Raw genomic sequence first — 14,652 nt, 5'->3', positions numbered from 1 at the left:
TTACAAAAAATCTTGAAATTATTTTTTCTTTTTAATGAAGCGATCCTTCAATTTATTCAACCATTTATTCAAACGATTAGATCCTTCCTTAACCTCTTGTCCTGTACGATATTCCTCGATAGTCACATTTAATACCCCGCCTAAAATAATAATGGTAGCGGCAAAATTCAACCAAAACATTAAAACAATAAAACTTCCAATGATTTGATATCCTGACACACGTTGAGCGAAAGTACGTGCGTAAATACTGAAGCCTTGAGCTAGAACTATCCAGCCCACCGTAGCAAAAACGGTTCCTGGCAATGCATATTTTATCCGTACATGTGCATTGGGAATGACAATATACAGACCTCCAAGGATAACCAATAAGCCAATCAATGTTACAGGCCAACGTAACGCTAAGAAAGTATTGATAATATCCGGTGAGAAACGCAACAATTGCTGCAAAGCATCCAAGATCACTTGTCCTGCACTGAAAAAAAGTGCGACAGCAATGATTGCCATCATTAGTACACCAACAATTCCAACCGACACAATACGGCTAATAACGAAATTTCCACGATCTTCAACACCGTACGCACGATTAAGTGCGGTTTGCAAAGCATTAATCCCACGGCTTGATGACCATAATGCCGCTAAAACGGAAATGGAAAGCATTCCACCTGAACTGCTTTCTAACAAGCTTGTAATGGCTGGCTTCAAAAAACTGAAGACATTTGGAGGAATGGCCTCGCTCAAATAAGGCAAAACTGTTTCAGGAGTAATGTTAAAGTACGGCAGCAAATTGCCAACAATAATCAAGATAGGGAAAAAGGATAGCAACAAATAATAGGCAACTACCACTGAGCGGTCGCCTATTTCTGTCTCTGCTAAATGTTTTTGGATTGATTGGATGAAATCCATTAATTTCTTGTTATTTTTAATTTTATCTATTGGCCCCATAGCATCCTCGTCGTTCTAATAAGTTCCTTCTTCACCTTGTGAAGTCAAGATTTTTGGTCCTTCTTTCGTAATTGCTAGCGTGTGCTCATATTGCGCACACCAACCACCATCTTGAGTATAAGCTGTCCAGCCGTTAGGATCCATCTTCATTTGCCAAACACCAGTATTAATCATTGGTTCAATAGTAATAACCATGCCTTCTTTTAATCGTAAGCCCTTGCCAGCCACACCATAATGTGGAATTGCAGGTTCTTCATGGATTGTTGGTCCAATTCCATGTCCAACAAAATCACGTACAACTGAAAATCCCTCGCCCTCAGCATAGGTTTGAATAGCATGACCAATGTCACCAATACGATTGCCCACCTGTGCTTGTTCGATACCTAAGTACATAGCTTTTTTTGTTACTTCCATTAACCGTTTAATTTCTGGTGTCACTTCTCCTACCGCATAAGACCAGCAAGAATCAGACATTGCACCTTTATACTCTACACACATATCAACCTTGATTAAATCTCCATTTTTTAAAGGTTTTTTTCTTGGAAAACCATGACAAATCTCGTCGTTAATACTGCAGCAGGTTGCATATTCGTATCCTTCAAAGCCGATTTGAGCAGCCACACCACCATGACTTTCAATAAAGTTTCTAACAAAGTTCTCTATATCCATACTGGTAATTCCCGGCTTTATGAAATCCCGTAAATGACGATGCACATCAGCCAGTAATTCACCTGACTCATTCATCATTTCAATTTCTCGGGGTGATTTCAAAGTAATCATTTTCTCGTCTCCTTATTTTTGTTAATTATATTCTGGTGAAAATATTTTTGTCGGTCATCCAGCTAAGCGAAATTCTCTTGATTGGAATTAATGCCGCTTTAAAAGTCTGTGAATCTCTGGACGAACATCCTTTTTCATCTTGTCCATTTTAACATAACCCTATTAAGCGAACAAATGGTTAGAGAACAGTGATTTCCTTTTGATTTCTATTTTGATATAATGACCATAAATTTAGCTTAAAGCTACGGATGTCCGTTCAACTTTAATTAGTTCTTCTTGCTTTAATGAGAAGACCGATTCGACATTCGAAATTGAATGAAATTTTCCTTGTAAAATTAATTCATTCAAATTAATAAGGAGGAATTCTTTTGACATTAGCAAAAATTGTTTACGCCAGTATGACTGGTAACACCGAAGAAATCGCAGATATTGTGGCTGAAGCCTTCGAAAATTTAGATGTAGATGTAGAAATCGATGAATGTACACAGGTTGACGCTGAAGATTTTGAAGATGCGGATATTTGTGTGGTTGCGACATATACTTATGGCGAAGGCGACCTTCCTGATGAAATCGTAGACTTTTACGAAGAGCTACAGGAATTAGATCTAAACGGAAAAATTTTTGGTGTTTGCGGATCTGGCGATACATTTTATGATCAATATTGTAAGTCTGTTGATGATTTCGATGCAGCATTCGCAAAAACTGGAGCCACTCGAGGAGCAGAGAGTGTAAAAGTGGAAATGGCTGCCGAAGAAGAAGATATTGAAAGCTTAGAAGCTTTCGCGAAAAAGCTTGTTGCAGCTATAGCATAAGTGAAACCTAGATGTACCAAAACAATTGGTGCATCTTTTTATTTTATTAAAGTTTTCAGAATTATTATGTAAAAGAATTAATTTCATTTTCTTTTTAGAAAATCTTAGAAATGCTAAGATAAGAATATCGAATTGGAGGGATAAGAATGGTTTTACCTAATTTTGACACACTCTTAAAAAAATATGCCCATTTGATTGCAAAGGTTGGTGTAAATGTACAGAAAAATGACACTGTTGTCGTATACGCCAGTGTTGATCAAGCTGTATTAGCTCGGCTTGTTACAAAAGAAGCTTATCAATTAGGCGCAGCAGAAGTTATTGTCCAATGGAATGATGATGAAATTCAACGGGAGTTTTTGAGTCATGCAGCAGAGGAACGAATCAATGAAGTTCCCACTTATAAAGTAGATGAAGCAAACACATTTGCTGAAAAACGGGTCACCCGAATCAGTATTGTTTCACAAAATCCAGATGCTTTATTAGGTGTCGATACAAATCGTGTAGCAAGCTATCAAGCAGCCCGTGGCAAAGCATTACAAGCTGTGATGGAAGCCACGCAATCAAACAAATTACGATGGACAGTAGTAGCTGCATCTAGTCCTGCATGGGCAAAAAAAGTCTTCCCGACGCTCGCTTCAAGTGAAGAGCAAGTTGACAAACTTTGGGATGAAATATTTAAAACAACTCGAATTTATTCAGATGATCCTGTTAAAGCATGGGAAGAGCATGATGCAGCAATGCGTGAACAAGCAGAACGTTTAAACAAGGAACAATTTTCTGCTTTACACTATACCGCTCCAGGTACAGATATTGTGATTGGTTTGCCGAAAAATCATGTTTGGGAGGGTGCTGGCAGTTTTGCTGCAGATGGTAATGAATTTATGGCTAATATGCCGACGGAAGAGGTATTTACAGCACCTGATCGTAATCGTGTTGATGGCTATATCACCAGTACAAAACCATTAAGCTATGCTGGCACAACTTTAAATGAAATGAAATTCACCTTCAAGGATGGAAAAGTCGTTGAGTTTTCTGCTAAAGAGGGAGCTGATGTCTTAGCCTCATTATTGGATATTGATGAAGGAGCGAAACACCTTGGTGAGGTTGCCTTAGTTCCAGATCCTTCCCCAATTTCTCAATCTGGAATAACTTTCTTCAATACTTTATTTGATGAAAATGCATCAAATCACTTAGCGTTGGGCGCAGCTTATCCCTTCAGTGTGGAGGGTGGAACGGAAATGACCAAGTCCGAATTGGCTGAAGCTGGTTTGAATAGCAGCCAGACTCATGTCGACTTCATGGTGGGTTCTGCTCAAATGAATATTGATGGCATTCGTAAAGATGGTTCAAAAGTTCCAATCTTTAGAAATGGTGATTGGGCTTAAATAAAACAAAAACAGCAAGTAGAATGAAAAAATTCTACTTGCTGTTTTTACGTTCTCGACTGGAATCGAACCAGCGACCTATCGCTTAGGAGGCGATCGCTCTATCCTACTGAGCTACGAGAACATGCCTCTATTATTGTAGCGATTTTAACTTATTTTAGCAAGATGACTAACTTAAATTTAATGAAGACATTCTAAAAAAATGAAAAATTACGATGGTCATCTATTACTAATTCATGAATTTTTCTCAAATAAGAATCCGAAGAACTTTGTTGCATTCGCTATTTTAAAAAGAACAAAGGGAAGAGACTTATTTCCGTCTCTTCCCTTTGCTCTTTTTACTTTTTTTCTTTTTTGGTTCGCTTTGTTTTATTGGTTCTTCTGTTAAAAGCTCTCCGCCAAATAAATAGATCGGTGAAATTGCTAAGTTCAGTTTTTTAGCAATTTTGATTAAGTCTGATTTTTCTTGTGGCGTAACAAAGGAAATCACAACCCCAGCGTTACCCATTCGGCCGACTCTTCCTGCACGATGTAAGTAACTTTCTTCGCTTAATGGGACATCAACATTGATCACAAATGGCAGGGCCTCAATATCTAATCCTCGACTAGCTAAATCAGTTGTGAGCAATCCTAGGATCTGATGCTTTTTGAACTGCTCAATCGCCCCTTTACGGGATATTTTCGATTGGTCCGAAGCCAAACTTGCAACTGGCAATTGGTGATAGAGTAATTTCTCCTCAGCACTGCCCATATCACTTAACTGATTAAAGAAAATCATCCCCAAAAATTCGGGTAGATTTAACAAACGACGCAACTGATCAACTTTTTTACGCTCACTCGTCTCTAAATAAAAGTGTTGTACCTCACCTTGACTGTCATCTTCTTCGCTTACATCTACCACAATCAGCTCAGATTCAATCTTATTCAATTCATCTAATACGACATCAGCAGTTGCGGAAAAATACAGATGTTGCGCATTGTTATCCGTAGCTTTTAGAATGTTTCGAATCAACTGCAAGCTTTGACCTTGAACCAGCTGGTCTACTTCATCAAATACGAGTGTTTTGATATTGGGAGCTTTGATTTTTTTTGCCATAATCAATTCCAGCACACGGCCAGGTGTTCCGACCAATAATTCTGGTTTTTTCTTCAGTGCTTCTTGTTGACGTTTGACATTGGCACCGCCGATCAAAGGTTGAACTTTCATTCCTGAACCGCTGATCCAGCTTCGAGCGACTTCTACAACTTGCATCGCCAACTCCTGTGAAGAAGTTAAGACCAACACTTGACTGGGAATGCCAGCTTCAAGTCTATTAATTAATGGCAACAAATAAGCTAAGGTCTTCCCACTGCCAGTCGGAGCAATACCCACTAAATTTTTTCCTTCACTAATTAAGTCATAAACTTTTGATTGGATCAATGCTGGTTTTTGAAACCCCGCTTCTTCCCAATTTTTTTGTAAAAATGGTACAAAATTCTGATTATTCATGGATTCCTCTATTTCTCGTCCGCATCAAAAATGATGCCCGCACTTTTTCGCATATCATACATTACTTGATTCACATTTCGGGATAATTCGACCCATTCTTCATAGTCCGTGCCCAACTTGCGATCTGTTGGATTCAAAATCACTCGGGCAAACTCGTCTGCCTCTTCAACCATCGGATTCTCTAATTGATGCACAGCCAGCTTTTCTCTACATTGGTGATTTCGATCATGAAAAATGGCTTCGCTAATAGAATTGACAGCATCCATCACTAAGGTTCCGTTCACTAAATAAATCTCAGATTGTTGAAAACTATCATTGATTTTACCTGTCCGAATCGTTACGTCAAAATTATCGTATCGTAAAACACCTACTCCAAAGCCGTCAACACCAGTTGCGATTTTTTGACCAAAATAGACACTTTCTTTTGGCATACCAAACCAAGCTAACGCCGCATAAATCGGGTATACGCCCAGATCAACCAACGCGCCGCCTGAAAAATGCGGAGAAAAAATATTGGGTTCTCCTCCATCCAAAACTTGATCGTAACGCGAAGAGTACTTCATAAAGCTAAAATCCGCGCCGATGATTTGATCTTTCGATGGTAAAAAATCAGCAATCGTTTTGAAAGATTTCTCATGAATATTACGAGCCGCTTCAAAGAAAAATACTCTTTTCTGATTCGCCAACTCAATAATTTCATCCATTTCTGTCGGCGTTGAAAAAGCGGGCTTTTCGACAATCACATTTTTGCCAGCTAAGATTCCTTGCTTTGCCTGCTCGAAATGAAGGCTGTTTGGTGAAGCGATATAAACGGTATTTACATGTTCAAGACCGAAAAACGTATCAAGATCAGTCGCATACTCGACATCGCCATACTTTTCACCAAATTTTTGTGCCGTATCTAATCGCCGAGAATAAACTGCCGCCAGGCGATATTTCCCCGTCTCATGAGCTGCTTGGACAAATTGATCAGTAATCCAATTTGTTCCAATAATACCTAAGTTAATCATAATTTTCTCCACCTTTCACTCATTGATTTGGATCAATAAATTCTTGTTTCAGATCAAAGGAGACAGACTCTTTAATCGAAATGGATTCCTGATCTACTTCACAATTATACGCTAAAATTTGCACACCGTCTGCCATAGCCATTTCTGCTGCTTGATAAAGTGCCGGCTGCATCAGACGGTGAAGCGTCGCCGCTTGGATTGCAGAAAATTGTACGATAAATAAAACATAACAATGATAATCCAAGGCTTGAGCGACTCGTAATTCCTGCACATGCTTTAACCCTCTGATTGTCGGTGCATCAGGAAAAGCGCCGATCCCTTGATTTTCTAATGTCATCCCTTTTACTTCAACAAATCCCTTTTCTTGTTGATCTGTCTCAAAATAAATATCAAACTTCGAGCGTTCAAAGACATATTCCCGTTTTAAATAAATGATAGAACCTTTTAATCCAGGTAAACAGATCTTCCCTGCCAAAATTCCTTCAGCTGCTAAAGCATTAGGAATCTGTGAATCAATATTAATCCACATATTTCCTTTTTTGACTGCAACAAGATCATAGGCTGTTTTCCGTTTGTCAGACGGTTGATGATTTACCGCTACTACTGCGTTGGGAAGTAATAATTCTTTGCACCGCCCTGTATTTTTTACATGAGTGATAATCTCTTCTCCAGATTCTAATAACCGACAACGGGCAATAAATCGATTGCTTCTTTCAGTAAAAGCTGCTAAGTGAATCTCCGAATACTTCATTAATTATCAAAATCCTTCTAAAAATAGTTAAATAGTCCTTAAGTCGGATGGAAAGATGACAGACTTTATTATATAGTATAACAAAGCCTATGAGAATGGCCGTAAATTTTATATCTTACATTCTCAGTCAATGAAATAGGCTAAGAAATCCATCAAATTTATTAAATTTTATCTATATAGTTGTGAAAGGAGTTTTTGGATGAGATTCAAATGGCCCGTGTTCCTCAGTGCGACATCACTTGGTGTGGCAGCAGTAGGTTCAAAAATTATTCGTAAACGTGACGCAAAGGACTTAAATAGCCTTTATGTTGGTTCTTGGGAATTCACTCATCCAAAAGAGCACAAACATCACACCATCACAATCTATCCTGATCTTTCAATTGTTTTAGATGGCACCGCCATTATCTATCAGCTTATTGAATTGAGTGAGCAAAAATTGGCAATTCAGGATCAATATGGCTATCATTTATTGATCAAAACAAAGAATGGTATTCCGGTTAGCCTTTATGATGAATTAGATGATGTTTCTTTTCCAATTACCCCTGTAAATAATTAGACAAAAACGGATGCCGATTTGGCATCCGTTTATTTTATTGATGAATCAACGAACGTAGAATCTGATCCACGTTTTCTGCGGCTTTACGGCCTTCACGAATTCCCCAAATGACAAGACTTGGACCGCGTCTAGCATCACCTGCCACATAAACTTTTTCATTATTTGTCGTATAATCTTCATAGATTTCCTGAACCCCAAAAGTGTCAAGTAAATTCTTCTCGGCTCCTGTAAAGCCCATCGCTAACAAAACAAGGTCAGCTTTTAAAGTTTTTTCTGTTCCGACAATCGGTTGGAACTGGCTATCGACTTGGGTTGTCTCGATCGCAATTACTTGTCCTCGTTCAGCACCAATAAAAGCAGTTGTAGAGGTATTATAAGAAGTTAGCTCTGAGTTCTTCAATGCGCCCTCTTCTTGTCCATACCCTACGCGATTAATCATTGAATACTCCGGCCAAGGATTATTTGCTGTACGCTGAGCAGGTAATTGCGGAGTGATTTCTAACTGTTTAACAGAAGTTGCTCCTTGACGAATCGCTGAACCAATACAGTCATTTCCTGTATCTCCACCGCCAATAACAACAACGTGCTTACCAGCGAGCTTTCGATCAGTGACTTTTTTGCCGTGCTTCATTACATCTTTTGTACATTCAGTCAAATAATCTACTGCAAACTGGATACCATGAAGCTCACGTCCTTTGATTTTTAGATCCCGCGGAACGCTAGCCCCACTAGCAATAATAATGCGATCGTATTTTGCTTGCAGCTCATCTGCCGTAACATCAACGCCAACTTCTGTACTCAATACAAATGTAATGCCAACTTCCTCCATTACATTGATCCGTCGTTGAACAATTTCCTTATCCAATTTCATATTCGGAATACCGTACATCAATAATCCACCAGCACGGTCACTGCGTTCATAGACCGTTACTTGATGACCTAGCTGATTCAACCGCCAAGCTGCCGACAGTCCTGCTGGACCAGAACCAATGATTGCAACCTTGAAGTCGGTTCGTTCAGTCGGCATGCCATCGGCTCTGACCCAATCTTGTTCAAAGGCATTATCAATAATGAATCGCTCATTATCATGGATAGCTACACCTGAACCATTCAAACCTTCTGTACAAGATTTTTCACAAGGCGCTGGACATACTCGACCAGTCATTTCAGGCAAAGGATTCGTTTTAGCTAAACGATCAAATGCATTTTTGAAATCACCGCGGTAGACATAATCATTCCATTCCGGAATCAAATTATCATTTGGACATCCTGAGACAGCCCTTTTTCCGCCATAGAAAATTCCGGTATGGCAAAAAGGAATTCCGCAGTTCATACAACGCGCTGCTTGTTCTTTTCGCTCCTCTACACCGAGTGGGTTTTGTAATTCTTCCCAATCTTGAATTCGTTCTTCAACCGGTCGATAAGGATTGTCTTTCCGAGGATATTTTAAAAAGCCAAATGGATCTGCCATCCTAGCCACGCTCCTTTCCAGCCGGTACGGTTTGTTCGCCGATCACTTCTATAAACGCTTTTTCGATCAGCTCATCACCTGCTAAACCGGTTTTGGCTAATTCTTCAGTCACACGAACCATTTCGTGATATTCTCTTGGATATACTTTAACAAAATGCTTTTGAGCATTTTCCCAATCATTCAACAACTCAGCGGCCTTTAATGAATCTGTGTAGGTCAAATGCTTCTCGATCATTTCTTTCAAGACAGCATCATCTCCGGTTTCGCCGAGTTTATAAAGATCCACCATCTCTAAATTACATTTGTCAGCAAACGTTCCGCTCGGATCATAGACATAGGCGACTCCACCAGACATACCAGCCGCGAAGTTTCGACCAGTTGGGCCTAAAATGACAGCAACACCGCCAGTCATATATTCACAGCCATGATCACCGACTCCTTCAACCACCACGTTAGCACCGCTATTTCTCACACAGAAACGCTCACCGGCTTTGCCGCGGAAATAGCCTTCTCCGCGATTCGCACCAAAACAGACAACATTGCCGACAATTGGTGAATCTTCTATATCGTAAGCTGCTTCTTTAGGCGGCACAATAATCACTCGCCCTCCACTTAGTCCTTTGGCCACGTAGTCATTTCCTTCACCAATTAGTTTCAGCTCCATCCCTTGTGTGATAAATGAACCAAAACTTTGACCAGCAATCCCGGTATATGTGTATTGGATTTGACCAGGAGTCAGCTGATAATTACCAAATCGTTCCGCAATCCAGCCACCCATACGCGCACCAACTGTCCGATTAACATTATTGATTGGAGCGCTCATTTTTACTTGCTCCCCGTTTTTAATCGCACCTTCTGCAAATTGATCCAACTCAGGCCATTCACGTTTTTCTTTAAACGGATCTTCTGTTTTACGTTCAATGCCAATACTTGTAGATAACATTCGAGAAAAATCTAATGATTTTGCCTTGCCTTTTGCAATAAAGCGCGGCTCTAATACTTCCGTATGACCAATCATTTCATCAATACTTCTAAAACCTAGTTCAGCCATAATTTCTCGCAAATCTTCCGCGATAAAATACATCATATTGATCAGGTGTTCAGGCTTTCCAACAAAAAATTTCCGTAATGCTGGATTTTGCGTTGCTACACCTACAGGACAAGTATTTAAACTACATACTCGCATCATCACGCATCCAATCGCTACCAAAGCAAGTGATGCAAAACTATATTCTTCGGCACCAAGTAAAATCGCCATCGCAACGTCACGACCAGTCATCAGTTTCCCGTCAGTTTCCAAGGTCATTCGTTGGCGAAGATTATTCATTGCTAGGGTTTGATGCGCTTCAGCAACACCCATTTCCCACGGCAAACCTGCATCGCGAATCGAGTTTCGCGGTGATGCTCCGGTACCGCCGTCGTAACCAGAAATCACGACAACGTCCGCACCAGCTTTAACAACACCTGTTGCGATCGTTCCTACACCGGTACTTGAAACCAATTTGACATTGATCTTCGCATACGGATTAATAGCTTTTAAATCATAAATCAATTGAGCTAAATCTTCGATCGAATAAATATCATGATGCGGCGGTGGTGAAATTAAACGTACACCTGGTGTTGAACCACGAATTTCTGCTACCCACGGGAAGACTTTATTTCCCGGAAGCTGTCCGCCTTCACCTGGTTTTGCCCCTTGTGCCATTTTGATTTGTAACTCTTCGGCACTCATCAAGTATTCGGCGTTTACACCAAAACGACCTGAAGCGACCTGTTTGATTTTACTGTTGAAATTCTTGCCGTCTACTTGTGGTTTGAATCGATTGCGGTTCTCGCCACCTTCACCACTATTAGACTTCGCTCCAATGCTGTTCATTGCTTCAGCAATACATTGATGGGCTTCTTCACTCAATGAACCATAGGACATCGCACCAACTTTGAACCGTTTCACGATTTTACTTGCGGGCTCGACTTCAGAAAGCTTCACTGCCGGACGCTCTTTTTTAAATTCCCACAGCGCCCGTAAATTGGTAGGCTCTTCTAACGCTTCCTGATTCATTTGATCAACATAATGCTTAAATAATTGATAATCGCCTGCACGAACCGCCTGTTGGAAATTGTAGATTGTCTTAGGATTGAACAAATGATGTTCACCATCCGCTTTGTATTGGAAACTACCGCCAGATGCTAGTAAATCATTTTGCTGTGGCCCATAAGCTAATTGATGACGTTGTAAGTATTCTTCTTCAATTTGGTTTAACGATAACCCGCCAATGCGGCTCGCCGTTCCAGTGAAGTATTTTTCTGTCACTGGTTGACTGATACCTACGACTTCGAATAATTGAGCGCCGTGATATCCCGCAATCGTCGAAATACCCATCCGTGACATTACTTTTACAATTCCCTTTTCAGCTGCTTTCCGATAATTTTCCAGACCATTTTCAATGTCAAAGTCATTCAAAGTTGCATATGCGCCATAAGGATGAATGCCACTAGCACCATAACCAATAAGGGTGGCAAAATGATGTACTTCGCAAACTTCTGCTGAATCAACGACTAGGCTCGCTAACGAAGCTTTTCCTTTTCTCACCAAATAATTATGCACACCTGAGACAGCCAGTAAAATCGGCATTGCCATTTTGGTTTTTTCTGCGCCACGATCACTTAGAATCAAGATTGTCCCACCATTATCAATAGCGGACTCAGCTTCTTTAAACATTTGTTCCAAGCCATCTTCTAAAGCATTCTGTCCACCAACTGAATATAAGGTTGAGATAGTCACTGCTTTTTGTTCTTTTGTGTTCAATTGAACGATTTTGCCAAAATCAGCACTGCTGAGTACAGGACTTTTAATTTTTAATTTCTGACAATTATGCGCATCATCAATTCGGATATCTCCATCACGGCCTAAAAACATTTCTGTTCCAATCACTAACTGCTCGCGAATCGCATCAATCGGCGGATTGGTGACTTGAGCAAATTGCTGTTTAAAATACGTGAACAAAGATTGTGGCTTGTCACTCAAAACTGCCAATGGTGAATCATATCCCATTGAAAGAACTGGTTCCTCACCTTTTTCCGCCATAGGTAATAATTCATCACGGATAATTTCATCCGTGTAGCCATTCAACTTCCACATCTTTTGCAGTTCTTGTTCGGTCAACATTGCTGCGTCTTCTTCCGCTTCCGCAAGTTGTGACAGTTCAATTCGATTCTCGGCCAGCCAATCTTTATAGGTATGGGCTTTGGCATACTTTTCCTTAATTTCTTGATTACGGTAAAATCTTCCGTTGATAGTATCAACTAAAATCATATTAGCTGGTCCTAGAACACCTTTTTCAATCACATTTGATGGTTCAAAGTCGACCACACCTGATTCAGATGCCACTTGAACAAAACCATCCTTTGTAATCGAATAACGCGAAGGTCGCAAGCCATTTCGATCCAGCGTTGCGCCCACCATTTCACCATCTGTAAAGCATAATGCCGCCGGTCCATCCCAAGGGGCCATAAAACTCGCATTATACTCCTGAAATGCTGTCATTTCTTCCCCTAGGTTGGCCTTTTCCGACCAGGCTTCTGGTACCATCATCATCAATGCGTGAGGAATATCACGACCGTTACGATATAAATATTCCATACAATTTTCTAACTTCGCTGAGTCAGAATCTTCTTCGTTATACACTTCAATGCCATGACTCTTCATCCAATTTTCTGAACCACGTAACGTGTTGATCTCGCCATTATGAGCAAGAAATCGGAACGGCTGAGCGCGATCCCAGCTAGGAAAAGTATTGGTAGAAAAACGGGAATGAACAACTGCAATACTAGCTGCAAATTCTTCATCCTGCAGATCATCATAAAAAATCCCGACTTGATAAGCATGCAGCATGCCCTTATAAACGATTGTTTTGCTAGATAAGCTACAGATAGCCATTTCGCCTGCATGGTACGTTTTCTCTAATTTGCGGCGCAATCGATACAGTCGATCTTCAAAATCGCGATCAGTCTGAACTTCTAATGGACGCTTTATGAATAATTGCACAAAGCTAGGCATCACTTTTTGTGCTCCTGGACCACAATTCTCATATTGGAACGGAACATCACGTTGCCAAAGGACCAAGTACCCGGCTGCTTCAATTTCTTTTACAAGAGCTTGCTGTAAACCGTTCTTGTGTTTTTCTTCCGCTGGTAAAAAGAACATCCCCACAGCATATTGACCACGATCAGGTAAATTTACCCCGGCAGTTTTCGCTTCACGTTGAAAGAATTTATCTGGAATCGTCGCTAAAATCCCGGCTCCATCCCCTGTTTCAGGTTCCGCTCCCGTTCCTCCACGATGATTCATACGTTCTAACATCGTTAACGCATGCTTCACTAGTTGATGTGAAGCCTTCCCTTCCATCTGAGCAATAAAGCCCATACCACATGCATCCTTCTCGAATGAGGGATCATACATGGTCGGGGCCTCTGTTACTTGTTGCTTTGTCATTGACATCAATCCTTTAAATAGTTTGACAATTCTCATTTATTTTTAATATACTACCTTTTTTTTTTAAGATAGGCAAGGATTCTTAGAATATTTTTTTTATTACTCATGTTATTTGTGTAGCAATTCTTCAAAACACCGGTCCAATCAAATGGAAAAAATGTGATATGTTTGGTAAACTTAATCTGATATGCCTCGTTACGAAAGGATGAACATCAATGACACCGAATCGCGAAGACTACTTAAAATTAATATTGGAATTAGGTGGCGACAAAGAAAAAGTTAGTAATAAAAAAATTGTTGCTGGTTTGTCCATTTCTGGCGCTTCTGTTAGTGAGATGATCAATAAGCTAGTAAAAGAAGGCTTGGTTGAACACTCTCCTTACCAAGGTGTTCAATTAACCCCGATCGGTTTAGAAAAAGCAAGTACACTAGTCCGTAAGCATCGCTTATGGGAGGTCTTTTTAGTTGATCATCTTGGTTACTCATGGAATGAAGTCCATGATGAAGCAGAAGTATTAGAGCACGTGACCTCTTCACAACTAGAACAAAAATTGGATCATTATTTAAATCATCCAACATTTTGTCCTCATGGGGGAATGATTCCACAGCAGGATCAAACAGTTCACGAAAAAGATCGTCAAACCTTAGCAAGTTATCCTGAAGGCACCAATGTTCGAATAGCCCGTGTTTTGGATGAAAAGGATCTGCTCGATTATTTGATGGATCTGGGCGTCAAAATCCATGAAGAATACAGGATCACAAATATTGCTGCTTATGAAGGACCAATTACTTTACAAAATGAACAAAAAGAGGTTTCAATTAGTTACAAAGCAGCGTCAACAATTTTTGTTGATTCGCTGTAGCTGGTCATTAACTTGTTATTATTAAAACGAACTAGGATGCCAATCCAACTTTTTACAGCACACATCAATCAAGTGAGGATTTCGATTTTACTTCTCACATG

11 protein-coding genes and 1 tRNA gene are annotated in these 14,652 nt (G+C 40.1%); 4 read left to right on the top strand and 8 right to left on the bottom strand.

The window, feature by feature from the left end; genetic code table 11:
• Nucleotides 1-18 precede the first annotated feature (18 nt).
• Both IGI52_RS00510 and map read right to left on the bottom strand, forming a co-directional pair.
• Nucleotides 19-942, bottom strand: coding sequence for a YihY/virulence factor BrkB family protein (locus IGI52_RS00510; protein WP_016180573.1), 924 nt, complete (start codon nt 940-942; stop codon nt 19-21).
• Nucleotides 943-957: 15 nt separating this feature from the next.
• The gene (gene map / locus IGI52_RS00505; protein ID WP_016180572.1) at nt 958-1,722 is read right to left on the bottom strand and encodes a type I methionyl aminopeptidase; all 765 of its coding nucleotides are present in this window, start codon (nt 1,720-1,722) and stop codon (nt 958-960) included.
• Between the two features lie 368 nt (nt 1,723-2,090).
• Here map and IGI52_RS00500 point away from each other — a divergent pair, with 368 nt between their 5' ends.
• Entirely contained in the window at nt 2,091-2,534 is a 444-nt protein-coding gene (locus IGI52_RS00500; RefSeq protein WP_438780097.1) for a flavodoxin, read from the top strand.
• Between the two features lie 146 nt (nt 2,535-2,680).
• Nucleotides 2,681-3,919 carry an aminopeptidase gene (locus IGI52_RS00495; protein ID WP_438780096.1) on the top strand — a complete coding sequence of 413 codons (1,239 nt, stop codon included), beginning with the start codon at nt 2,681-2,683 and terminating at the stop codon, nt 3,917-3,919.
• A gap of 50 nt (nt 3,920-3,969) precedes the next feature.
• Here the strand turns inward: IGI52_RS00495 and IGI52_RS00490 are convergent.
• The 4 genes from IGI52_RS00490 to sfsA form a co-directional block, all read right to left on the bottom strand.
• Nucleotides 3,970-4,043, bottom strand: a tRNA-Arg gene (locus IGI52_RS00490).
• A gap of 186 nt (nt 4,044-4,229) precedes the next feature.
• Complete coding sequence (locus tag IGI52_RS00485) at nt 4,230-5,408, bottom strand: DEAD/DEAH box helicase (protein ID WP_070558433.1); 1,179 nt, start codon at nt 5,406-5,408, stop codon at nt 4,230-4,232.
• Between the two features lie 8 nt (nt 5,409-5,416).
• Nucleotides 5,417-6,418 (bottom strand): Gfo/Idh/MocA family protein, encoded by a 1,002-nt coding sequence (locus IGI52_RS00480; RefSeq protein ID WP_144325129.1) that lies wholly within the window; start codon nt 6,416-6,418, stop codon nt 5,417-5,419.
• 19 nt (nt 6,419-6,437) lie between these two features.
• The gene (gene sfsA / locus IGI52_RS00475; protein ID WP_311872551.1) at nt 6,438-7,169 is read right to left on the bottom strand and encodes a DNA/RNA nuclease SfsA; all 732 of its coding nucleotides are present in this window, start codon (nt 7,167-7,169) and stop codon (nt 6,438-6,440) included.
• A gap of 199 nt (nt 7,170-7,368) precedes the next feature.
• Here sfsA and IGI52_RS00470 point away from each other — a divergent pair, with 199 nt between their 5' ends.
• Nucleotides 7,369-7,725 (top strand): DUF4828 domain-containing protein, encoded by a 357-nt coding sequence (locus IGI52_RS00470; protein ID WP_016180566.1) that lies wholly within the window; start codon nt 7,369-7,371, stop codon nt 7,723-7,725.
• A 34-nt stretch (nt 7,726-7,759) separates the two neighbouring features.
• Here the strand turns inward: IGI52_RS00470 and IGI52_RS00465 are convergent, their stop codons facing one another.
• Nucleotides 7,760-9,196 (bottom strand): glutamate synthase subunit beta, encoded by a 1,437-nt coding sequence (locus IGI52_RS00465; protein WP_438780095.1) that lies wholly within the window; start codon nt 9,194-9,196, stop codon nt 7,760-7,762.
• Between the two features lies 1 nt (nt 9,197).
• Entirely contained in the window at nt 9,198-13,688 is a 4,491-nt protein-coding gene (gene gltB / locus IGI52_RS00460; RefSeq protein WP_438780094.1) for a glutamate synthase large subunit, read from the bottom strand.
• Nucleotides 13,689-13,903: 215 nt separating this feature from the next.
• On the opposite strand from gltB, the gene IGI52_RS00455 reads away from it, so the two are divergent.
• A complete protein-coding gene (locus tag IGI52_RS00455; RefSeq protein ID WP_270786463.1) occupies nt 13,904-14,551 on the top strand; it encodes a metal-dependent transcriptional regulator in 648 nt (215 codons plus the stop codon).
• The last annotated feature ends 101 nt before the right edge of the window (nt 14,552-14,652 follow it).

This window comes from Enterococcus sp. DIV0187, assembly GCF_051713785.1.
Lineage (GTDB): Bacteria > Bacillota > Bacilli > Lactobacillales > Enterococcaceae > Enterococcus_A > Enterococcus_A avium.
This window is presented reverse-complemented; position numbering and strand designations above follow the sequence as displayed.

Excerpts from the sequence above, each read along its gene's own strand:
- IGI52_RS00510 (WP_016180573.1), bottom strand. The coding sequence starts at position 942 with ATGGGGCCAATAGATAAAATTAAAAATAACAAGAAATTAATGGATTTC.
- map (WP_016180572.1), bottom strand. The coding sequence starts at position 1,722 with ATGATTACTTTGAAATCACCCCGAGAAATTGAAATGATGAATGAGTCA.
- IGI52_RS00495 (WP_438780096.1), top strand. The coding sequence starts at position 2,681 with ATGGTTTTACCTAATTTTGACACACTCTTAAAAAAATATGCCCATTTG.
- IGI52_RS00485 (WP_070558433.1), bottom strand. The coding sequence starts at position 5,408 with ATGAATAATCAGAATTTTGTACCATTTTTACAAAAAAATTGGGAAGAA.
- IGI52_RS00480 (WP_144325129.1), bottom strand. The coding sequence starts at position 6,418 with ATGATTAACTTAGGTATTATTGGAACAAATTGGATTACTGATCAATTT.
- sfsA (WP_311872551.1), bottom strand. The coding sequence starts at position 7,169 with ATGAAGTATTCGGAGATTCACTTAGCAGCTTTTACTGAAAGAAGCAAT.
- IGI52_RS00470 (WP_016180566.1), top strand. The coding sequence starts at position 7,369 with ATGAGATTCAAATGGCCCGTGTTCCTCAGTGCGACATCACTTGGTGTG.
- IGI52_RS00465 (WP_438780095.1), bottom strand. The coding sequence starts at position 9,196 with ATGGCAGATCCATTTGGCTTTTTAAAATATCCTCGGAAAGACAATCCT.
- gltB (WP_438780094.1), bottom strand. The coding sequence starts at position 13,688 with ATGACAAAGCAACAAGTAACAGAGGCCCCGACCATGTATGATCCCTCA.
- IGI52_RS00455 (WP_270786463.1), top strand. The coding sequence starts at position 13,904 with ATGACACCGAATCGCGAAGACTACTTAAAATTAATATTGGAATTAGGT.